Genomic DNA, 20,721 nt, shown 5'->3' on the forward strand with positions numbered 1-20,721 from the left:
CAGCGTCAGCGGTATTCAAATGCAGGCACGACACTCATCTGAAAACAGATGAGATATTGACTTGAGAGAGGGGATTACCGACCTGTTGCATGAGATCAGGATCAGCAGCGAAGCTGAGCCCGCTGGAACGCGAGAGGTTGACCAAAGCAAGGTTGTAATCAGAGAGCTGGGTGATGTAGGAGCCAACAGCCTGGGTGAGGTCCTGCTGAGACTGAACCACATCAGTAATCGTGCCGTATCCAGCGCGAAAACGCATCGACTGCAATTTAAGCGAGTCAGAAGCAGCCCGCACCCGTTTTGAAGCCGCCAACACAGCCTCTCGTCCTTGCTGAGCGCGAGAAAAATATTCACGAACTTCGGCAATCACTGAATTAATCGTCTGATTAACCTTGGCAGCAGCGGCGCGCGCCCGACTCTTAGAGGCTTCGGCCTCCATGCGGGCCCGACCACCATCAAAACCGGTGAAGGTGACCTGCAAGAGAGACTGGGCGTTCCAAAGATCACTGCGAGCAGACTCAATGATCCATGGTGGGCCAAGGTTGTTGTATCCCAGCCCCTTTGTCCAATACAGCGAGTTAACCAACTCAATGGTTGGACGATAAATGGCAAGGTCAATCTGAACCTGCGACTCATTTTGCTGGACAATCGCCAGCTGCTTCTCAATTACCTTGCGGTAACCAAGAGCTGACTGAACCGTTGCGTCAAGAGAAGCACTCCAAGCTCCCAGTGGCTTCAGAGGAGTTGACGGAGAAACACCCTTCTGCAACGGCGCATTCAATAATTCAACTAATTTCGCCTCATCAATCAGAGCATCTTGCTTTGCATTAACAAGATTCACTTGATCAGAACGCAGCACAGTCAACTGCTTTGCAATATCAAGATCTGAAGCAACACCCAAACGCTTACGCGCTTGCGCAAGGCTCAGAAGGAACTGATCATTATCCACTAACTGCTGGCTTGTTTTGATCCCCGCGATCGACGCTTGGAGACGAACAAACGCCTCCTGGGTCCTGAGAGCATTATCACGACGGGATATAATGTAATCGCTCGAAGACTCGCGAACTATATATTTATTTTTCCAGATCTGAGGGCCACGCTCAGGGTCATAAAGCTTCCAATTGATGTCGAGGGTTGAAACCCCCTGCCAATAACTACTCGTAAAGGAGCGATCAAATAGGTAGGAGGGCAATACGGCCGCTGAGTCACCGCCCCCATAAATCGATTGGTCAATACCTGATGTAGCTCCCGCGTAATTGTAAAAAGCATTCTCGCCATACCAGCCAAAATTCAAGTTGGCATCGACAGTCGGCCACCAGGTGGCATAAGCACTCCCGAGCTGATTCTGAGTTGCAATAAGCCTCTGATAGTTCTCGCGGATTGTCGGATTACGCTCCTCGGCCAGCCGAACAGCTGTCTCCATATCGAGGTTGGCAAGCACCGACTCGGGCAAATCGGGAAAAGACTCAATCGGCAGAGGCATCCCCGCCGGCCAACCTGCTCCAAGTGCTTGAACCTTCTCAGCAGGGGGGAGGGTTTCGGGAGCCAGAGCGGAGTTTGCCTCATCAGCCAAAACCCCACGATCAACAAAGACACACTCGGCTATCAGCGATATCAGCAGCGGCAGATAGAAGCAACGCCTGAACACAAATGTCATCATCGTGACTGCGCCAGAAGGAAGGAAAAAGGCAGATCCATCAACTTTTTCATTCGTGGCACATACGCCCGATTGCGAAAGACATCATATCGATTACGCTCAATTGAATTCAGAATCCCTCGATACAAACGCAAGGATGTCCAAACGGGCCAACGCGCGTCAGCGGATAGAAAGCGAACACCCTCTTCCGAACGCCGAAACCAATCACGCGCACGTTGAATCTGGAAACGCATAAGAGCCACCCAGTTTTCATTCACAACTCCAGACATCAAGTCAGATTCACTGTAAGCGAATCGATGAAGATCTTCCTGGGGAAGGTAGATACGACCACGCTGCCGGTCTTCGCCGACATCTCGCAAAATATTCGTCAGTTGATTCGCTATACCCAGGGCCACTGCCGACTCGGTGGTATCACAGTCTTGCGTCCATGGAGCCGACGTATAGCTGGGGTCAATTCCCATGACACGCTGAGACATAACGCCAACCGTGCCAGCCACTCGATAACAATAAAGCTTGAGGTCTGAGAAATCCTTATATCGGGTCTGATTAAGATCCATACGCATGCCCTCAATCATGTCTAAATAAGGCTGCATGGGTTGGTCAAAGCGATGAATCGTGTCGTTCATGACAAGATCCAGATCGCTTTGAACAGAACCAGAAAATAAGGCACGGGTCTTCTCTTCCCAAAGATCAAGCTCTTCGTTCAATTCCTCGCGAGGGCGCTTCAAAGCGTCCGGGCTATCCATGATTTCATCCGTGCGTCGACACCACACGTAGATCGCCCAAATTGCGCGACGCTTCTCTGGTGGCATCAAAAGAGTGCCCAGATAAAAGGTTTTCGCCCACTCTGCCGTTTCGGCGCGGCAAGCCTCATAGGCCGCTTCCAGGTTGTCCTGCACCGATACGGCCCCAATGGCGCAACCATCGTCGCAGATCATCGCACGCATCAGCCTCCTCCTTGCTTCAGAGATCGCCGTCGCCTCATCGCGGCAGCACGCTCAGATAGTGAGGTGAAACTGGGGTCCGAGGTAATTGACTTCACTTGAGCACCAACAACCTTCTTATTAAGCTCAAGTTCAAGGTCCTGAAGAGTTTCACCGATAGCGCGACGCTGCTGAACCAACGCCAAAGTCATACGTTCCATTGCCTGAACAAGAGAGTTCCTCTCATCATCACTGGCATCATTGACCTGAATCCCCTCAAGCCTGCTCCGAGCCTCTGCCAGTTCACGATCCAAGGTGCGCTGGCTAGCCTGAAAGCGATCAATCAGCTTGAGATTCTGATCAATCCAACTCTTTCTCTCCAGGCTGATACCAATCCGTGCACGCAACATCGTCAAATTGCAAGGCTTGGGCAAGTAATCAATCGCCCCATTCTCTATGCAAACAATGACAGTCTCAAGATCTTCAACGCCAGAAACCATAATCACGGGGATTAAGGACAGACTCTGATCCTGATTGATATGCCAAAGCGTGGTCGGTCCATCCATAACAGGCATCTGCACATCAAGGAGCACAAGGTCATAGCGGCTTTCACGCAACAGCCTCAATGCCTCCTCACCATCTGAAGCCGACAAGGCAATATGACCATCACGAATCAAAACAGAAACAAGAAGATCGCGATTATTAGCATCATCATCAACAACAAGAATGCGTCCGTGTTGCCGAGTTGATGCCGGATGACTGCGCTTCGGGATCTCCGGTCGAACGCCTTTAAGTGGAGAGGGCAGAGATCGCGGAGAGCCTTTCTGATCCGTAGCTTGCTGCTCATTCAGCGGCGATTGATCAGCAAGTCTGGAGCGGATCATGTCGAGCAGCTGTGAGGCAGCAGCACGAATTTTCAGAAGATCATCTCCATCAATGGATTCCCCTTCGAGAAGCTCTTCGCTTAAAAGCTCGCTGTAGCCAATAATCTGGTTGATCGGATTATATAAATCATGGCGCAATGACTTGAGTTCCTGCGATCCGTCGTCAAGAGAAGACATCTCAACCATGATCTCCAATTAAACCGCTAATTGCTTTCAACAATTGGGGGAAATCAATTGGTTTGGTCTGGTAGTCGTTACAGCCAGCGGCAAGGCAGCGTTCTCTGTCACTATCCATTGCATGTGCAGTCAACGCGATCACGGGGATCGAAAGCGTCTGTTCATCCTGGCGAATCAAACGAGTCGCTTCTAAGCCATCCATACCAGGTAGGCTGACATCCATCAAAATCAGATCGGGATTTTGTTCCTTCGCCTGAGATACAGCCTCTTCTCCATCGACGGCAAATACAAGCTCATAGCCCTTACGCAGAAGCCGTCTCGACAACATATCGCGATTCATCTCGTTGTCTTCGACAAGAAGAATCTTGCTCATGCGTTTTTCTTCTGATTGGTTGGCAGCAATTCCTTTATTTTCTCATAAAAATCCAAGCTTGTCGACTCAGTCGCGGACACTACAGTCGTAAAGCGGCCCGCCAATCGAGAGTGGTGGTCGGGCGAAAGTGGCTCCGATGCAATCACGAGAATAGGAATCTGACTGGCCAAGGGATTACGGTGCAATTGTTCAACAAATTCAATCCCATCCATACATTTAATCGACAAATCAAGAATAATCACCGCCGGCCGCTTAACTTCTAACGTGGAGAAAACCGTTGGCTGATTATGCAAGTGCAAAACATCTAAGCCAGTAGGTGCGAGCGCATCGTCAACCATCTTGGCGATATCAGGTGAATCCTCAACAACAAAGATGCTTTGTTGTTGAGCAACAGATCCATCAAGTGCTCGCTCAAGCAGAGACGACAGGAGCGACCAATCAATTGGCTTGACAAGACAGAATGAAACTTTTTCAGACAATGTGAGCTGACAGCCATCCTCTTCCTTACTGATCAGGATGACAGGAATGCGAGACAATAAAGGGTCATTCTGGATCTCAATCAATACCTGAAGATCCTGCTCACCCGACATATCTAAGTCAAGGGCAATAATGTCTGGGGCCCAGATACGCGCGCTCTGCAAACCTTCGGAGATGGTCTTTGCAGCAATAACAGCATAACCAGAGCGACTGAGATGCCTCTCTAGCAAATCACGGTAACCAGCATCATCATCAATAACAAGAATGCGGCCAAGTGGTGCGATTGAGGGGTAAACATTGTGATGGTCATGCTTGGCTTCGCTCTTATCGGCAGGATCATCACCAACCTCACTTGAGGGCTTAACGTATCGAGGAACTTTAATCGTAAAAATACTGCCAATACCTTCAGCACTATTGACGACAATATCGCCACCCATCAGACGGCAGAACTTACGGCTAATCGCCAAACCCAAGCCTGTACCGCCATATTTTCTGGATGTGCCAACGTCGGCCTGAGAAAACTCCTGAAAGAGCTTTGCGATCTGAGAATTATTCATACCAATACCCGAGTCACGCACTCGCACAATCAAATATTCGACATCATTGACAACCTGCATCGCACAATGCACACTCACAACACCCTGATCAGTAAATTTGCAAGCATTGCTAATTAAGTTGAGGAGAACTTGCTTCAGCTTTTGGACATCAACCTCGGCTTCCGCATCATTCGCTGCCTCGGAAAAACTAAACTTGATTTTATTTTGATTGACAGCAGCAAGGGGCTCGGCGGTTCCGATTACATCAGAGACCAGGCCTTTGAAATTAACTTTCTCGCAATACACACTCATCTTGCCGGCCTCAATCTTGGACAGGTCGAGAAGGCTGTTGATCAAGCCAAGAAGATGCTTGCTGGAAGATAGGATTTTCTTGAGATCCTCAACTGACTCATCCTGACCAAGGTCTTCATGTTCCTCGATTAGCATTTCGCTGTAGCCAATGATTGCATTCATCGGCGTTCTTAATTCATGGCTCATATTGGCCAGGAATTCACTCTTAGCACGATTAGCATCTTCTGCTTGTTCCCTCGCCAGATCACCCTCAGCAAGGGCACGGGCCAAACGCTGACTGAAATACCAAGACAACAGAACAACAGCAAAACCCGTCAGCAATTGAAGGCTCAGCACTCCGATCGACAAGCGCATCGCCAAGGCATAGGCCGCTGCAGGAGAGCTAATTGAGGCAACTTTCATCCCCCATGGTTTATAGGGAACAGTATTCACAACAAACCCAGGAACGATCTGAGAAGAAGTTTGTTGCTCAGAATTAAGCATTCGCCTCTTGAGGCCATTTATGACATCAGCACTCAGACGCGTTGGCAAATCCTTTGACGAATAAATGAGCCCTCCTCTTTCACCAAGAACCATGAGGTAAGAACCTACCGGCAAATTAGCTTCTTGAACTGATTCGCGAATCGTTTCGGCAACAGAATTGATATCGTAGCCAGCGTAAAAAGCGCCGACAACTTCTCCCGACTCAGAAACAATCGGAACGTAATAGGCATAATAAATCTTCCCCAAGATGTCTGTTGGCCCCTCATATTGCTTGCCGGACAGCAAGGCTGGAAGTACCAGCCCCTTGGGATCGAGCTCTGTGCCAACAGCCCTGTCTCCCTGCTCCGTTCGAATGCTTGTGGCAATCCGCACGAGGCGATTGCCATCCCGCACAAAGATTGTGATCGATGCATCCCAGGATCGCGAGATGTGGTCAACCACCGGCTGCATCGAAGCAGCTGCCGTCTGACCGAAGCGCAGGACCGGGACGGTGGTGGAGCTCATACTGCTTGCCACTCGCACGCGAGCTGATTGATCAAGACTGACTTGACCCTTGCCAAGGGTGTCGCTGCGCAACAAGTCCAAGGCCTTGCTTAACCATCCACTCAGCAAGCCATCAACAATCCCGAACTTCTCGAGCACCTGCTCCACTTCATTTTCGAGCTGCGCCTTTGAAAAGGTCTCAATGACCGATCGCAGGCGCCAAGTCGTGAAGGCACTGGCACCCAGCAACAGAGCAGCAATCAACGACAGCCACGGCACAATCGTCCAGGAACGAGGCAGCTCTGGTCGGCTGCCGTTGGAACGAAGCCAGGGCAGTCGGAGCTTCATCAGCGACAGACCGCCTCAGCGCAGAGCTTGCCACTGAGAACAGCACCCTCCATCGAAGCAAGGTAGCGCTGCATCGTGTAATCACCTGCCAAAAAGAAGTTTTTGATCGGGGTGCTCTGGTCAGGGCGAAGCTGCTGACAACCTGGAGTGGTCTTGTAAACCGAAAGCGGGGTTTTCACCACTTTGTACTTGCGCAACTGAGCAGGGTGATCACCACCAAAGTGCATTGGGAAAAGTTTTTTCAGTTCACCCATCGTGGCCTCGATGATCTCTTCATCAGGCCTGCCGATCCAGTCTTTTGCTGGAGCGAACACCAGCTCAAGCATTGATTGATCTGGGTCCTCATATTCGCGACAGGTGATGCTCATATCGGCATACACACTGAGCAGAGGGGAGCGGCTAAACAGCAAATGGTCAATATCGGTCAGCTTGCGATCGAACCACAGATGCAGGTTGATCACAGGAACCCCACGCAAGCCATCCAGCTTGCGAAACACCTCCATCTGTTTCCAGGGCTCAGGCAGCAGCAGCTTGAAGGGATCCACCGGCAAAGCACTCACATAGGCGTCCGCCTTGATCTCGCGTCCCTCCTGGCCATTGATGCCACCGATCCGAAAACCGGCCACATGTCCGTCTGGCTCGAGCTGGATCTCTCTCAGTGGACTGTTGAGATGCACCTCTCCGCCACAAGCTTCGATGTGATCAACGATCGGCTGGCAGAGACGCTCCGGAGGCGCCCCATCAAGAAACGCCATTTGAGAACCGTTCTTCTCCTGCAGAAAACGATTCAGGGCCGTGAGCACCACGGTGGCAGAGATTTCGTCGGGATCAATGAAGTTCAACGCCTTGCTCATGGCGATGAACACCTCGTCGTTCACCCGCTCTGGAATGTTGTGCAGTCGCAGCCACTCAGTCCAGGAATATTTGTCACACTCTTCGACGTAGCCCTGACCCCGCAACATCGCTGGCACCAGACCCAGCCCGAAGCTGATCTTCTCGGGCCAGGTGAGCATGTCGTTGTTGCCAAGAATCGCCGCTACACCATTGATCGGGGCCGGCAGATCCGGGAAGTCAAAGCGGCTGTAGGTGCCAGGCTCCTCCGGCTGATTGAAGATCATTGAGTGACTCTTCCACTGCAGACGGTCTTCAATCCCGAGCTCTTTGAAGAGCTGAAGCATGTTCGGGTAAGCGCCGAAAAAGATGTGGAGGCCGGTCTCGTACCAGTCACCGTCCTCGTCCTTCCAGGCCGCGACCTTGCCGCCGAGCACGTCCCTGGCCTCGAGCACGACGGGGGTATGCCCGGCGTCGGCCAGATACTTGGCACAGGACAGACCGGCAAGACCAGCTCCTGCAATGGCGACGCGCATGACGTGTTCCAAATCGTGAAACCAACCTTAAAAGGCCTGCTTCCCCAGGCGCTTCCTAAAGTCGATGTCACAAGCCCCCGGAGTTCTTGAGGACTCCTCCCACGTCATGGCCGAGACCCTGCTGAAGTGCACCACCCGCCACGTGCGGCTGTTCACCGCCCGGGTGGAAAACAACAACCTTGTTCCGACTGACGACCAGCTCACCCTCGACCTTGATCCCGACAACGAATTTCTCTGGAATGAGGCTGCCGTGACGACCGTGCAGCAGCGCTTCCGTGCGCTCGTGGATCACCAGGCTGGCCAGGAGCTGAGTGATTACAACCTGCGCCGCATCGGCACCGAGCTTGAGGGCTGCATCCGTGAATTACTTCAGGCTGGATCCTTGAGCTACAACCCGGACTGCCGAGTCCTGAACTACTCCATGGGGCTACCCAGAACCCCTGAGCTTCTGTGAGTCGCTCCCCCTACGACCGGCGGTATGACGACCGCCGTTACGACGACCGCCGCTACGAGCAGCGACGAGCAGGAGGGCCTGCGGGTCCTGGTTCCAGTGGTGGTCCTGGTGGTGGAGGTTTGAAATTCAACGGTGCCTCCGCCGCCGTGCTCGCTGGTGTGCTCGTGATCGGCATCGGCATCGGCAGCGCCGTGACCAGCACGACCCAGGGAGACCAAGGCAATATCGCCAGCAGCCAACAGCTCGACATGGCTGTTCCTGACCCGGAATTCTGCCGGCAGTGGGGAGCGAGTGCCTACGTCATGGATGTGGAGATGTACACAACCATGAACCCTGTGAGCAGCTTCGTGACCCAGCCATCACTCCAGGCGGGTTGCGTGATTCGGCGAGAAAACTGGGCCGTGCTTCGCAAGGAGGGGGCGATCACCCCAGCCCAGGAACGGGACTGCAAACAGCGCATGAACACCTTTGCCTACATCGGATCGGTTCGCGACAAACCCGTTGTGCGTTGCGTCTATCAAACCGACGTGAGCGAAAACAAATTCATCACCAAGGGGGTCGCCGATGACACCGTTGGCATCACTCCTGAAGCAGGTCAGTTCTGAGCCGCTGCGATCAACCCTGGGAAGGGAGCTGGGGACCTTCGTCGATCAGGGGTTCCACCTTGGCAGCTCCCTGGGTGGCAGCTCCCTGGGGTGATCTCGACTGGCGTAATGGGCTGTCAGGGCTGGCGAACACAGGCAGGACGTCGCGACGGAAGGCCTCTGAGGCCCTTGAGCAGTAACGGGCGGGATGACTGATCAGCTTGAGCTGTCTGCGCACCTGGAGATCAACCACCGAAGGCCGATGCAGGGTGCCGGCATTCAGCTCCCTCTCGATCGAGACCACCGGTAGGAATGCAGCGCCAAGACCAGACTGCACGGCGTTCTTGATGGCTTCGAGGGAATTGAGCTCCATCTCAATCCGCAGTCTCTGGACATCAAGACCGGAGCGAGCGAGCAACTGATCCACCATCTTCCGCGTGGTGGACTGAGCATCTAAACAAACAAAGCCCAGCCTGTAGAGATCCTCCTTGCTGAGCTCCAGCAAACGGGCAAGGGGGTGCTTGACAGGCAAAACAAGGGCCAGCTCGTCGTTGGCATAAGGCACCACCTGGAGCAGATCGTTGAGCTCGGCTGGAAGTTCACCGCCGATGATCGCCAGATCGATCTGGCCATTGGCCACACTCCAGCCGGTGCGTCGAGTGCTGTGAACATGCAACTGCACCGCCACATCCGGATACTTCTGCCGAAACAGCCCGATCATGCGGGGCATCAGATAGGTGCCAGTGGTCTGACTAGCTCCAACCACCAGTGATCCCCCCTTGAGGTTGTGGAGGTCATCGAGGGCACGACACGCCTCATGGCACTGGCTCAGGATCCGATCGCAGTAGCCAAGCAGCAGATGTCCGGCTTCAGTGAGCTGGGCCTTGCGACCCCCACGATCGAAAAGCGAGACCTCGAGCTGCTTTTCAAGGTTCTGAATCTGAAGGCTGACAGCAGGCTGGGTGACAAACAGGCTGTCGGCCGCCTTCTTAAAACTGCCCTCGCTGACGATGGCTCGCAGGATCCGCAGCTGGTCGAGGGTGAACGGGAGATCAGCCATGGGGGCCTGCCAGCTGGGCAGGAACGATCAAAAAACTGTAGTGGGGCCGGCAGCCGCCAGAATCGCGCTTCGCCGCAATCGCCAGCGTGCTCCCCAGTGACCCGAGCAGTCCCCATCACACCAGCCTGGTGATGCTGATGCTGCTGTTGCTCTTCGCTGTTATTCACAGCGGCGGAGCTGCCCTGCGCAGCCGCGCAGAGGCCCGGATCGGCGCCCGGGCCTGGCGGCTGATCTTCGCGGCGCTGAGCATTCCCTCAGCAGTGGTGGTGATCGGGTATTTCCTGGCGCATCGCTACGACGGAGTCCGCCTCTGGAATCTCCAAGGGGTGCCTGGTCTGGTGCCCTTGATCTGGGGCCTCACGGCAATCAGCTTTCTGTTTCTCTACCCAGCCACCTACAACCTGCTGGAAATCCCGGCGGTGCTGAAGCCCCAAGTGCGCCTCTACGCAACAGGGATTATCCGGATCAGCCGCCACCCTCAGGCCGTGGGGCAGATCCTCTGGTGCTTCAGTCATGCCCTCTGGATCGGCAGCAGCTTCATGTTGGTGACCTGCGCCGGCCTGATCGGTCATCACCTCTTTGCCGTGTGGCACGGCGATCGCCGTCTGCAGGAACGCTTCGGCGCCGCCTTTGACACCTTGCGGGACAGCACATCGGTCATTCCCTTCGTGGCGATCGTTGATGGACGCCAACAGCTGGCATGGCGGGAGCTTCTACGCCCGGCTCAGCTGGGGATCGTCATCGCCGTGGGCCTGTTCTGGTGGGCCCACCACTGGATCCCGGTCGGCACCACCGTCTTTCTTCACTCACGGCTGGAGAGTCTGCTGAGCTGAGCTGCCTACACTCACCAGCAGCCTGACTCGCGCGGATGCATTCGGCAGCTGATTACGCCTGGTTGATCCCAGTGCTCCCTCTGCTCGGCGCAGTCCTCACAGGCTTAGGCCTGATCAGTTTCAACCGCACGATCAATCGGCTGCGAAAGCCAGTGGCCATCCTGCTGCTGAGCTGTGTGGGTGCTGCAGCCGCCATCAGTTACGCGGTGCTCTTCGAGCAACTTGCAGGAGCACCGGCAGTCGAACATCTGTTCGTCTGGGCCAGCGCCGGAAGCTTCAATCTGCCGATGGGCTATGTGGTCGACCCCCTCGGGGCCGTGATGCTGGCCCTGGTCACCACGATCGCCCTTCTGGTGCTGATCTACTCCCATGGCTATATGGCCCACGACAAGGGCTATGTGCGCTTTTTCACGTATCTCGCCCTGTTCAGCAGCTCCATGCTTGGCCTGGTGCTGAGCCCCAATCTTCTCGAGATCTACGTGTTCTGGGAGCTGGTGGGCATGTGTTCCTACCTACTCGTGGGCTTCTGGTACGACCGGGATGGTGCCGCCCATGCAGCCCAGAAGGCCTTTGTCGTGAACAGGGTTGGTGATTTCGGATTGCTCCTTGGAATCCTTGGTTTGTTCTGGGCCACGGGAAGCTTTGATTTCCAGGGGATTGCTGATGGCCTCAGTGCTGCGATCAGTAATGGCACGGTTCCAGGCTGGGCTGCCTTGGCTCTCTGTCTGTTCGTGTTCATGGGCCCAATGGCCAAGTCGGCCCAGTTCCCCCTCCACGTTTGGCTCCCCGATGCCATGGAGGGTCCAACACCGATCTCCGCCCTGATTCACGCCGCAACGATGGTGGCGGCAGGCGTGTTTCTGGTCGCCCGACTGGAGCCTCTCTATGCCCAGTTCCCAAGCGTTGGTTTGGTGATCGCCGTGGTGGGAACCATCACCTGTTTCCTTGGCGCCTCCATCGCCCTCACCCAGATGGACCTCAAGAAAGGGCTCGCTTACAGCACCGTGTCTCAGCTGGGATACATGATGCTGGCCATGGGTTGTGGGGCCCCGGTGGCTGGCATGTTCCACCTGGTGACCCATGCCTTCTTCAAGGCGATGTTGTTCCTGGGGTCAGGCTCCGTCATCCATGCCATGGAGGATGTGGTGGGCCATGAGCCCGTGCTGGCGCAGGACATGCGCCTGATGGGAGGACTGCGCAAAAAGATGCCGATCACAGCCATCACCTTCTTGATTGGCTGCATTGCCATCAGCGGTATTCCGCCGTTGGCCGGCTTCTGGAGCAAGGACGAAATCCTCGGCCAGGCGTTCAACAGCTATCCGGTTCTTTGGGCCGTCGGCTTTCTGACCGCCGGCATGACCGCCTTCTACATGTTCAGGCTTTATTTCCTGACCTTCGAAGGCGACTTCAGGGGCCATGACAAGAGCCTCCAGCACGCGTTGATGGCGGCTGCCGGCAAATCCGCCGATGAAGATCATGACCATCACGCCGGCAGCCTCCATGAGTCCCCCTGGTCCATGACCCTGCCTCTGGCCGTGCTCGCCGTGCCTTCTGTGCTCATCGGTCTCTTGGGCACCCCCTGGAACAGTCGCTTTGCCGGTCTGCTCAACCCTCAAGAAGCTGCTGAGATGGCCGAGCACTTCAGCTGGTCAGAGTTTTTACCCCTCGCCGGAGCCTCCGTCGCGATCTCCCTCACAGGCATCACCATTGCCGTGCTGGCCTATGCCCTGCATCGCCTCGATCTAGGTCAGCTGGTGGCGGCTCGCTTCCCGGCCATCAATGCCTTCCTCGCCAACAAGTGGTATCTCGATGTGATCAACGAGAAACTGTTTGTGCGTGGCAGCCGCAAACTTGCCCGCGAAGTGCTGGAGGTGGATGCCAAGGTTGTCGACGGTGTGGTCAACCTCACGGGCTTGCTGACTCTGGGAAGCGGTGAGGGGCTCAAATACTTTGAGACGGGCCGAGCCCAGTTCTATGCCCTGATTGTGTTCGGGGGCGTGATTGGCCTGGTGGTGCTCTTCGGAGTGCTGGGGGGCCCGATCGGCTAGGGCTGCCTGAGCGGCTCTGTGTGTGTCAACGCCTATCGAGTGGCTGCGCTTCTGCTCAGGATTTCTACACTCCAGCCAATGCTGTGAAAAGGCCGGGCCGTGTTGGAGTTTGCCGTCAGTCCCCCTTTTGACCCCACCTCACCCCTCACGCCTGAACTGATCGAGGCAGGGGTGCCCTGGCTGAGTCTCTCGATCTTGTTCCCAATCGTTGGAGCTCTGATCGTGCCCTTCATCCCTGACCAGGGTGAAGGGAAACAGGTGCGCTGGTTTGCGCTCGGCGTCGCCCTGATCACGTTTTTGATCACGGGAGCTGCCTACCTGAATGGCTACGACCCCAGCGTTAGTGGCCTGCAGCTCTCTGAACGGGTGAGCTGGCTACCTGATCTGGGCCTGACCTGGGCCGTAGGAGCCGACGGGCTTTCGATGCCCCTGATCCTGCTCACCAGCTTCATCACAGCGCTGGCCGTTCTCGCAGCCTGGCCTGTGACCTTCAAGCCGAAGCTCTTCTTTTTCCTGATCCTGGCCATGGACGGCGGACAGATCGCTGTCTTCGCCGTCCAAGACATGCTGCTCTTCTTCCTGGCTTGGGAACTGGAGCTGATTCCCGTTTACCTGTTGCTGGCGATCTGGGGAGGCAAGAAGCGTCAATATGCAGCCACCAAATTCATCCTCTACACAGCGGGAAGCTCTCTGTTCATCCTGCTGGCTGCCCTGGCGATGGGTTTTTTCGGCGGAGGCACCCCCAACTTTGAATACAGCGTGCTGGCTCAGAAGGGCTTCGGGACAGGCTTTCAGCTGCTCTGCTACGCGGGTTTGCTGATCGCCTTCGGCGTGAAGCTCCCGATCGTGCCACTCCACACCTGGCTGCCGGATGCCCATGGCGAAGCCACAGCCCCTGTGCACATGCTGCTGGCAGGGATTCTTCTCAAGATGGGCGGCTATGCCCTCATGCGCTTCAACGCTGAGATGCTGCCCGAAGCCCATGCCCAATTCGCACCCCTTCTGGTGGTGCTCGGCGTCGTGAACATCATCTACGCCGCCTTGACCTCCTTTGCCCAGAGGAATCTCAAGCGCAAGATCGCCTACAGCTCAATCAGCCACATGGGTTTCGTGCTGATTGGCATTGGCAGCTTCAGTGCTTTAGGCACGAGCGGAGCCATGCTGCAGATGATCAGCCATGGACTGATCGGAGCCAGCCTCTTCTTCTTGGTGGGAGCCACCTATGACCGCACCCACACGCTCCAGCTCGATGAAATGGGAGGCGTCGGCCAGAAGATGCGCATCATGTTTGCGCTCTGGACCGTCTGCTCCCTCGCCTCTCTCGCCCTACCTGGCATGAGTGGTTTCGTGAGCGAACTGATGGTCTTCGCAGGATTCGCCACCGATGAGGCTTACAGCCTGACCTTCAGGATCGTGATTGATGGACTGGCCGCTGTGGGCGTGATCCTCACCCCCATCTACCTGCTCTCCATGCTCCGCGAAATCTTTTTCGGCAAGGAGAACACTCAACTGGCCGCCAACACGAATCTGGTCGATGCCGAACCGCGGGAGGTTTACATCATTGGCTGCCTGCTGGTGCCGATCATCGGAATCGGCCTCTATCCACGGCTGATGACGGACAGCTACCGCAGTTCGATTGAAGCCCTGGTCAACAGAGACGTGGTGGCCATGGAGCGGATCAAACAACCCACCGCCTCGATGCTGCGCAGCGTGTCCCTGGCCCCGGCGCTCCTTCGAGCACCCACCCTGCCCGAGGCGTAACAATCTTCGTCCGTTCGCCAGGCGAGTGAAACGGCCGCCTCCATCACCCGTAATTTTCTGGGGTCTACCCAGCGAGCCATGCGCCAGGTCAATTTCACCCTGATCTTTGCTTTTGGCTTGGCCATGGTGTTCTTCACCCTGGAGAACACAGCGGCCACCACCGTGCATCTGCTGCCCGGACTCCAGTACACACTGCCCCTGGCAGCCCTGCTGCTGGTGTTCGCGGGCATCGGGGCCGTGTCCGCGTGGTTCTTCGCCGCCTGGAGCGGGATGCTCAACAACGTGGAGCAGTTCAGCCGGGAGGGAGAGCTAGAGGCACAACAGGTCCGGATCAAGGATCTGGAAAGTGACCTCAATCGCTACCGAGCCACCGTGGAAACCCAGCTGGGCCTGCTTCCCGCGGCCGGAGGAACCGGGCCCGATCACAGCGCGGAGCCCAGTGATCATGTGGACGTGCAGGCCAGCTGAGGCCTGGCGTCTTGAACACCCACTCGATACGTTGTGGGCAGCGATGCAACATCCTTGTCGGAGGCCGGGCTAGTCCGCAATCGAGAGGGTGGAGCTCGCCTGGCGATCCGCCTTCTCCAGGATGCAGCCCAACGGGGTGATCTAGACCCCTGGGATGTTGATGTGATCGCCGTGGTCGACGGCTTTCTTGACCAGCTCCGCCAACGGATCAGCGTTCCCAGGCAGGTGGCCGAAACGCTGCGACAGCGAGGTGGAAGTTACGAACAGGACCTAGCGGATAGCAGCGAGGCCTTCCTGGCGGCAGCGGTCCTCGTGGGGCTGAAAGCCGAAGTGCTTGAAGCCCAGACCTTTCCCCCTGAACCTGTACTCGAGGACTGCTGCGACCCTGAATTCGGTGATCAGGGGTGGCTCAACCCTGACTTTGATCTACCGCGGCGCCCTGAGCGGCATCTGGAGCGACGGCCTGTTGCCCCACCGCCGCTGCGCCGGCCGGTGACCTTAGGGGAGCTGATCGAGCAACTGGAGGCGATCGCCGAGCAGCTTGAATCCGATGAGCTGGAACTCAAGCGGCGTCAGCGCCAGAAGCGCTTCAGCCGAAGGGAAGCGATTGCCCAGGTGGCCGCCCTGGCCCATCGGGAAAAACTGCCGGAAACCACCGCAGCCCTGGGTGTGTTTCTGAACAGTTGGGACGCCGCTCTCCACTGGACCGACTTTGATGCGCTGGTCAGCCGATGGGGTCAAGTAGCTGCCCAGGACCTGGATACCGATCGAGTCGGTGTCTTCTGGGCTTTGCTGTTCCTCTCCTCCCAGGGCCAGGTGGAGCTGGAACAGGAGGGCCATCTCCATGCTCCGCTCAAGCTGAAACGCCTGTTGGCACCAGGGACGATGGCCCAGCTCCCCCTCACCAGCCTCGAGGTGCCAGCTGTCGTGCCGGCTGGAGCATCGTTGGTGGCCTGAGCGGCCCCTTATGTTGACCTATCCAAACTGAGGCCTTGAGACGTCGATGAAGGCGATGATCCTGGCGGCCGGCAAGGGGACGCGGGTCCAGCCGATCACGCACGTGATCCCCAAGCCGATGATTCCGATCCTGCAGAAACCGGTCATGGAGTTTCTGCTGGAGCTTCTCAAGGAGCATGGCTTCAATGAGGTGATGGTGAATGTCTCCCACCTCGCTGAGGAGATCGAAAACTATTTCCGTGACGGCCAGCGCTTCGGTGTCGAGATCGCCTACAGCTTCGAGGGTCGAATCGAAGACGGTGAGCTGATCGGTGATGCCCTCGGATCAGCCGGCGGACTCAAGAAGATCCAGGACTTTCAGACCTTTTTCGATGACACCTTTGTGGTGCTCTGCGGCGATGCCCTGATCGATCTCGATCTCAGTGAGGCCGTGCGTCGTCACCGGGAGAAGGGTGCGATCGCCAGCCTGGTCACCAAACGGGTTCCACGGGATCAGGTGAGCAGCTACGGCGTCGTGGTGACCGACGAGCAAGACCGCATCCGTGCCTTCCAGGAGAAGCCTCGCGTCGAGGAGGCCCTCAGCGACACCATCAATACCGGCATCTACATCTTCGAACCGGCCATCTTCGAACACATCCCTTCCGGGCAACCCTTCGATATCGGCTCGGATCTCTTCCCGAAGCTGGTGGAACTTGGTTCACCCTTCTACGCCTTGCCCATGGACTTCGAATGGGTCGACATCGGCAAGGTGCCCGATTACTGGCAAGCCATTCGCAGTGTTCTCCAGGGCGACGTGCGCCAAGTGGGTATTCCAGGCAAGGAAGTTCGCCCCGGCGTCTATGCCGGCCTCAACGTGGCTGCCAACTGGGAGAAGATCAATGTGCAAGGTCCTGTCTATGTGGGTGGCATGACCAAGATCGAAGACGGCGCCACGATTCTCGGGCCCTCGATGATCGGTCCCAGCTGTCACATCTGCGAAGGGGCCGTGATCGACAACTCGATCATCTTTGATTATTCCCGGATCGGACAGGGGGTTCAGCTGGTCGAGAAGCTCGTGTTCGGCCGCTACTGCGTTGGCAAAAACGGCGACCACTTCGACCTGCAGGAAGCAGCCCTTGACTGGTTAATCACCGATGCCAGACGGCAGGACCTGGTGGAACCTTCTCCGCAGCAGAAGGCCATGGCAGAGCTCTTGGGCACGGATCTCACCCCGGCAGCGAGCTAATCCCAGCGCACTCAAGAATCTCCGGGATTCGCTGCTCTGCCTTGACGGCCATCAGATGGACTCCCTGGGCGATGCCCAGATAGCGATGCACCTGCTCTGCCGCAATCTTGACCCCCTCAGCCGCGGGATCCGGGGCCTGAGCAAGCCGTCCGATCAAGGACTCGGGGATGCAGGCCCCAGGCACCATGCGATTGATGAATTGGGCATTCCGGGCGGATTTGAGCAGGAAGACACCGGCAAGAACCGGCAACTCCAGGGGATCGGCCAGCTCACGGCAAAAGCGTTCCAGCACCTCTGGATCCATAACCATCTGGGTCTGAACAAATGCTGCGCCTGCCATCCGCTTCCGTTCCAGGCGACGGGCGAGACCACTCCAACTGGCTGAATGGGGATCAGCCGCGGCTCCTGCAAACAAGGCGGTTGGGCCATCGGCAAGGGCACCCTCGACAGGATCTTCACCGCGGTTGAACGCTGAAACCTGCTGCAACAAGCGCACCGCTTCCCACTCATTCACAGGGCGGGCCGCGGACTGATCCCCGGCCCGAACGGGATCCCCCGTCAGGCAGAGAATATTGCGGATCCCCAGGGCATGGGCACCGAGAAGATCCGCCTGCAGAGCGATGCGATTGCGATCGCGACAGGCGATCTGCAGCACTGGCTCATGCCCCGCATCCAACAGCAAGCGACAGAGCGCCAGGCTGCTCATCCGCATCACGGCCCGACTGCCATCCGTGACGTTGATGGCATGGACACGATCACGGAGCCACTCGGCCATGGCCAGGGCATGGCTGGGATCCCCACCTCGAGGAGGCATCACCTCCGCCGTGAGAGCTGGACCACCTCCTTGAGCCAGGATGCGCTGCAGCGCGCTCGTCAAATCCGATCACCATTCACCGGGCCACTATGGGGGATCAAGCACCCTGCCCGCACCTAGGATGGAATGAACGGCGTGGGAAACGGTCACCATGGCCAACGGCAGCGTTCCCGATCCCCTGACGATCGATCTATCGACCAGGGAAGTCGAAATCGTGGAGCTTGTCGCTGAGGGACTGACCAATCAAGAGATCGCAGAGCGACTCACGATCAGCAAGCGCACCGTGGACAATCACGTCAGCAATGTCTTCACCAAGACCGGCGCCAAGAACAGAGTGGCCCTCCTGAACTGGGCGATGGATCATGGCAAGATCTGCCGCGATGGCTTCAACTGCTGCTCCCTGTCGGACGGCGAGCCCGGCGCGTCCTGAGCGGAGATCCGATCGCCCTGGGAATCGACAGCAAGGAACAGCTGGCCAAAGAGAGCTCAAACAGGGCCGCATAGTCCTCGCAGGCCTCCCTGCTCACGCCCATGAAACGGAGGATGCCATCGCTGTCGTAAAGGCCATACATGGCGACCGCCCAGAAGATCCCGTTGCTGAGTGAACCGACGGAGCCGGAGACCCATCAGCAGAATCTAAAGCAAATCGAAAGACTCTTTCCACTCCCGGGGCCAACGGGACAAAGGGCAATGGGCTAAGGCGGCATTGCTCCAGCGGTCATCACCAGTAATTTCGCGCCCGCACCACTCCGGCACCCGGATCGGCACATCGGCTGCGGGAAGCTCCACCTCAGCCAGCACTAAAGGAGCGTTATCAGCCTCAAACACATCCACCACCCAGTCACCGCCTGGACAATCGAGGCTGAAGCGGGTCTTGGTGAGCCGCTGGGGGGCGAGCTGCCAGAGCGCCTCTCCGTCCTCCACGGGAATGTCGTATTCGAATTCATGACGGGCGAAACCTGCCGCCGGTGCCTTCAGGGTCAGCCAGGCCCTGTCGGCAGGCCCTGGGTGCTCCCCCCTGAGCCGCAGGCGAACGGTGAAACCCTCCCGGGAACCAGCGAGATAGCCCTGTCGCAGGGGCTGAGGCGCACCAGCGAGGGTCCGCCAGCCCTCAGCAGTCACCAAAAAACGCCGTTCAATCTCCAGAGCCATGACCGTGAATCGATGGGGGCCTCGTCAGTTGGGGGACGGAGCGCTGTCCACCAGACTGCCGGCCCAGTGAAGCTTGTAGGCCAGGGTGCGGTAATAGGAGGGGCGCTGCTCCAGCTGCACCATCAAGGCATGGTGGGGAGCCCGCTGAATCACGCAGCACTCGCCAGGTTCCAGCACCGTGCCACTGGCACCGTCCTTCCAGAGCTTCACCTGACGGCTTCCATCACCCAGGGGCCAGATCACAAGCCTGGAACGCGGTGGCACCACAACAGGGCGACTCGAAAGGCTCATGGGGCAAATCGGGCTGACGATGATGGCATCGATGCCGGGATGAAGGATTGGCCCTCCCGTCGCCATCGCGTAGCCAGTGGAGCCGGTCGGGGTGGCCAGGATCAGACCATCGCCGCGGATCTGATCGACCACCTCCCCATCGATCTCCAGTTCGAGGGTGCAGGTGGGAGCGATTTCATCGCGATAGGGGCGGAGATACAGATCGTTCAGCGCCCAGTGAACCTCTGGCGAATCACCACCATTGGACTGATCACGCCCGGATGACGTGCCCACGGGGCAATTGAGATCAGGGCGACGATTGATCATGGCCTGCAGCATCATGCGACGCTCCATGGCGAAACGATCGTCCAGAAGCCTCTGCCAGAGCTCCTGACCACCCAGCAGGCTGGCCTCGTGGGTGAGGAAGCCGAGATGACCGCCCACGTTGAAGCAGAGGATCGGCACATTCAGCACCGCCAGGTGCCGGGCTGCACCCAAAACAGTGCCGTCACCACCAAGCACCACGGCTAAATCCGGCAGCTCAGGCTCGGACGCGAGCAAACCCGGAAATGGATCGGCACTCAGTCCACTCATGGCCAGGCTGACCTTGGCCCCCAGTGACTCCAGGTCAGCGGCACACTTGCGTGCTTCACGCAAGGCGATGGGGCTGTCAGCCCGATAGATCAACCAGACCCGATCGAGGCGCATGAAACAGTGGCGCCGGGGTCACCAGCGCAGCAGGTTGAAACGTTCCATATCCACTGTGACCCTGTTCCGATAAAGCGACAGCAAGATCGCCAGACCGACGGCAGCTTCCGCCGCTGCCACCGTGATCACAAACACCGCAAACACCTGACCGCGAATCAGATCGCCATCCACATAGGACGAGAAGGCCATCAGGTTGATGTTGACTGCGTTGAGCATCAGCTCAATGCTCATCAGCACCCGAACGGCATTGCGGCTATTGATCAGGCCCCAAACACCCGTGCAGAACAGAACAGCTGCCAGCAGCAGAAAGGCCTCGAGGGGAACGGAACCGCTGAGCAGATCAGACATGGGAGGGAGTAAGAAAAAACGG

Annotated in this window: 20 protein-coding genes; 9 read left to right on the plus strand and 11 right to left on the minus strand. The window is 57.1% G+C overall.

Annotation, left to right across the window (positions count from 1 at the left end):
- Positions 1 to 34: 34 nt before the first annotated feature.
- Genes CWE16_RS00145 through pds form a run of 6 tightly spaced genes read right to left on the minus strand, consistent with a single transcriptional unit; the run spans position 35 to position 8,017 of the window.
- Complete coding sequence (locus tag CWE16_RS00145) at positions 35 to 1,654, minus strand: TolC family protein (protein WP_161567547.1); 1,620 nt, start codon at positions 1,652 to 1,654, stop codon at positions 35 to 37.
- Complete coding sequence (locus tag CWE16_RS00150; protein ID WP_236629481.1) at positions 1,654 to 2,601, minus strand: phytoene synthase; 948 nt, start codon at positions 2,599 to 2,601, stop codon at positions 1,654 to 1,656. The genes CWE16_RS00145 and CWE16_RS00150 overlap by 1 nt, the downstream gene beginning before the upstream one ends.
- Positions 2,601 to 3,638, minus strand: a complete 1,038-nt coding sequence (locus CWE16_RS00155; protein ID WP_161567548.1) for a response regulator — start codon at positions 3,636 to 3,638, stop codon at positions 2,601 to 2,603. Before CWE16_RS00155 ends, CWE16_RS00150 begins: the two co-directional genes overlap by 1 nt.
- A 1-nt stretch (position 3,639) precedes the next feature.
- Positions 3,640 to 4,011: a response regulator gene (locus CWE16_RS00160; RefSeq protein WP_131592022.1), complete on the minus strand. Its 372-nt coding sequence runs from the start codon at positions 4,009 to 4,011 to the stop codon at positions 3,640 to 3,642.
- The gene (locus tag CWE16_RS00165; RefSeq protein WP_131592024.1) at positions 4,008 to 6,650 is read right to left on the minus strand and encodes a Cache 3/Cache 2 fusion domain-containing protein; all 2,643 of its coding nucleotides are present in this window, start codon (positions 6,648 to 6,650) and stop codon (positions 4,008 to 4,010) included. The genes CWE16_RS00160 and CWE16_RS00165 overlap by 4 nt, the downstream gene beginning before the upstream one ends.
- Complete coding sequence (pds, locus tag CWE16_RS00170; protein WP_131592026.1) at positions 6,650 to 8,017, minus strand: 15-cis-phytoene desaturase; 1,368 nt, start codon at positions 8,015 to 8,017, stop codon at positions 6,650 to 6,652. Before pds ends, CWE16_RS00165 begins: the two co-directional genes overlap by 1 nt.
- Before the next feature lie 106 nt (positions 8,018 to 8,123).
- Here pds and CWE16_RS00175 point away from each other — a divergent pair, with 106 nt between their 5' ends.
- Together CWE16_RS00175 and CWE16_RS00180 are read left to right on the plus strand one after the other, a co-directional pair.
- Positions 8,124 to 8,471 (plus strand): NAD(P)H-quinone oxidoreductase subunit M, encoded by a 348-nt coding sequence (locus CWE16_RS00175; RefSeq protein ID WP_131592920.1) that lies wholly within the window; start codon positions 8,124 to 8,126, stop codon positions 8,469 to 8,471.
- Complete coding sequence (locus CWE16_RS00180; RefSeq protein WP_131592028.1) at positions 8,468 to 9,076, plus strand: DUF3172 domain-containing protein; 609 nt, start codon at positions 8,468 to 8,470, stop codon at positions 9,074 to 9,076. The genes CWE16_RS00175 and CWE16_RS00180 overlap by 4 nt, the downstream gene beginning before the upstream one ends.
- Positions 9,077 to 9,086: 10 nt before the next feature.
- Here the strand turns inward: CWE16_RS00180 and CWE16_RS00185 are convergent, their stop codons facing one another.
- On the minus strand, positions 9,087 to 10,115 hold the full coding sequence (locus CWE16_RS00185; protein ID WP_236629482.1) for a LysR family transcriptional regulator: 1,029 nt from the start codon (positions 10,113 to 10,115) through the stop codon (positions 9,087 to 9,089).
- A gap of 131 nt (positions 10,116 to 10,246) precedes the next feature.
- Between CWE16_RS00185 and CWE16_RS00190 the strand changes: the two genes are divergently transcribed.
- The 6 genes from CWE16_RS00190 to CWE16_RS00215 all read left to right on the plus strand — a co-directional run bounded on the left by CWE16_RS00190 (position 10,247) and on the right by CWE16_RS00215 (position 17,407).
- Positions 10,247 to 10,948 carry an NnrU family protein gene (locus CWE16_RS00190; protein WP_131592922.1) on the plus strand — a complete coding sequence of 234 codons (702 nt, stop codon included), beginning with the start codon at positions 10,247 to 10,249 and terminating at the stop codon, positions 10,946 to 10,948.
- A gap of 35 nt (positions 10,949 to 10,983) precedes the next feature.
- Positions 10,984 to 12,996: an NAD(P)H-quinone oxidoreductase subunit 5 gene (locus CWE16_RS00195; protein WP_131592030.1), complete on the plus strand. Its 2,013-nt coding sequence runs from the start codon at positions 10,984 to 10,986 to the stop codon at positions 12,994 to 12,996.
- 99 nt (positions 12,997 to 13,095) lie between these two features.
- Entirely contained in the window at positions 13,096 to 14,757 is a 1,662-nt protein-coding gene (locus tag CWE16_RS00200) for an NAD(P)H-quinone oxidoreductase subunit 4 (protein WP_131592032.1), read from the plus strand.
- A 78-nt stretch (positions 14,758 to 14,835) separates the two neighbouring features.
- Positions 14,836 to 15,225 (plus strand): LapA family protein, encoded by a 390-nt coding sequence (locus CWE16_RS00205; RefSeq protein WP_131454906.1) that lies wholly within the window; start codon positions 14,836 to 14,838, stop codon positions 15,223 to 15,225.
- A 54-nt stretch (positions 15,226 to 15,279) separates the two neighbouring features.
- Positions 15,280 to 16,182: a segregation/condensation protein A gene (locus CWE16_RS00210; protein ID WP_131592034.1), complete on the plus strand. Its 903-nt coding sequence runs from the start codon at positions 15,280 to 15,282 to the stop codon at positions 16,180 to 16,182.
- A 46-nt stretch (positions 16,183 to 16,228) separates the two neighbouring features.
- Complete coding sequence (locus CWE16_RS00215; RefSeq protein ID WP_131592036.1) at positions 16,229 to 17,407, plus strand: nucleotidyltransferase family protein; 1,179 nt, start codon at positions 16,229 to 16,231, stop codon at positions 17,405 to 17,407.
- On the opposite strand, the gene CWE16_RS00220 is transcribed toward CWE16_RS00215, so the two are convergent.
- Positions 17,388 to 18,284, minus strand: coding sequence for a methylenetetrahydrofolate reductase (locus CWE16_RS00220; RefSeq protein ID WP_131592038.1), 897 nt, complete (start codon positions 18,282 to 18,284; stop codon positions 17,388 to 17,390). The two genes, CWE16_RS00215 and CWE16_RS00220, sit on opposite strands and share 20 nt — an antisense overlap.
- A gap of 88 nt (positions 18,285 to 18,372) precedes the next feature.
- Between CWE16_RS00220 and CWE16_RS00225 the strand changes: the two genes are divergently transcribed.
- On the plus strand, positions 18,373 to 18,651 hold the full coding sequence (locus CWE16_RS00225) for a helix-turn-helix domain-containing protein (protein WP_131592040.1): 279 nt from the start codon (positions 18,373 to 18,375) through the stop codon (positions 18,649 to 18,651).
- A gap of 206 nt (positions 18,652 to 18,857) precedes the next feature.
- Here CWE16_RS00225 and CWE16_RS00235 read toward each other — a convergent pair whose 3' ends face one another.
- The 3 genes from CWE16_RS00235 to nuoK are packed head-to-tail and all read right to left on the minus strand — an operon-like array spanning position 18,858 to position 20,699.
- Positions 18,858 to 19,373 carry a CYTH domain-containing protein gene (locus CWE16_RS00235; RefSeq protein ID WP_131592044.1) on the minus strand — a complete coding sequence of 172 codons (516 nt, stop codon included), beginning with the start codon at positions 19,371 to 19,373 and terminating at the stop codon, positions 18,858 to 18,860.
- A gap of 24 nt (positions 19,374 to 19,397) precedes the next feature.
- Positions 19,398 to 20,351 (minus strand): NAD(+) kinase, encoded by a 954-nt coding sequence (locus CWE16_RS00240; RefSeq protein ID WP_131592046.1) that lies wholly within the window; start codon positions 20,349 to 20,351, stop codon positions 19,398 to 19,400.
- Positions 20,352 to 20,369: 18 nt separating this feature from the next.
- Positions 20,370 to 20,699, minus strand: coding sequence for an NADH-quinone oxidoreductase subunit NuoK (gene nuoK / locus CWE16_RS00245; RefSeq protein WP_131454914.1), 330 nt, complete (start codon positions 20,697 to 20,699; stop codon positions 20,370 to 20,372).
- Positions 20,700 to 20,721: the final 22 nt, after the last annotated feature.

The sequence above is a fragment of the Synechococcus sp. BS55D genome, assembly GCF_004332415.1.
Lineage (GTDB): Bacteria > Cyanobacteriota > Cyanobacteriia > PCC-6307 > Cyanobiaceae > Synechococcus_C.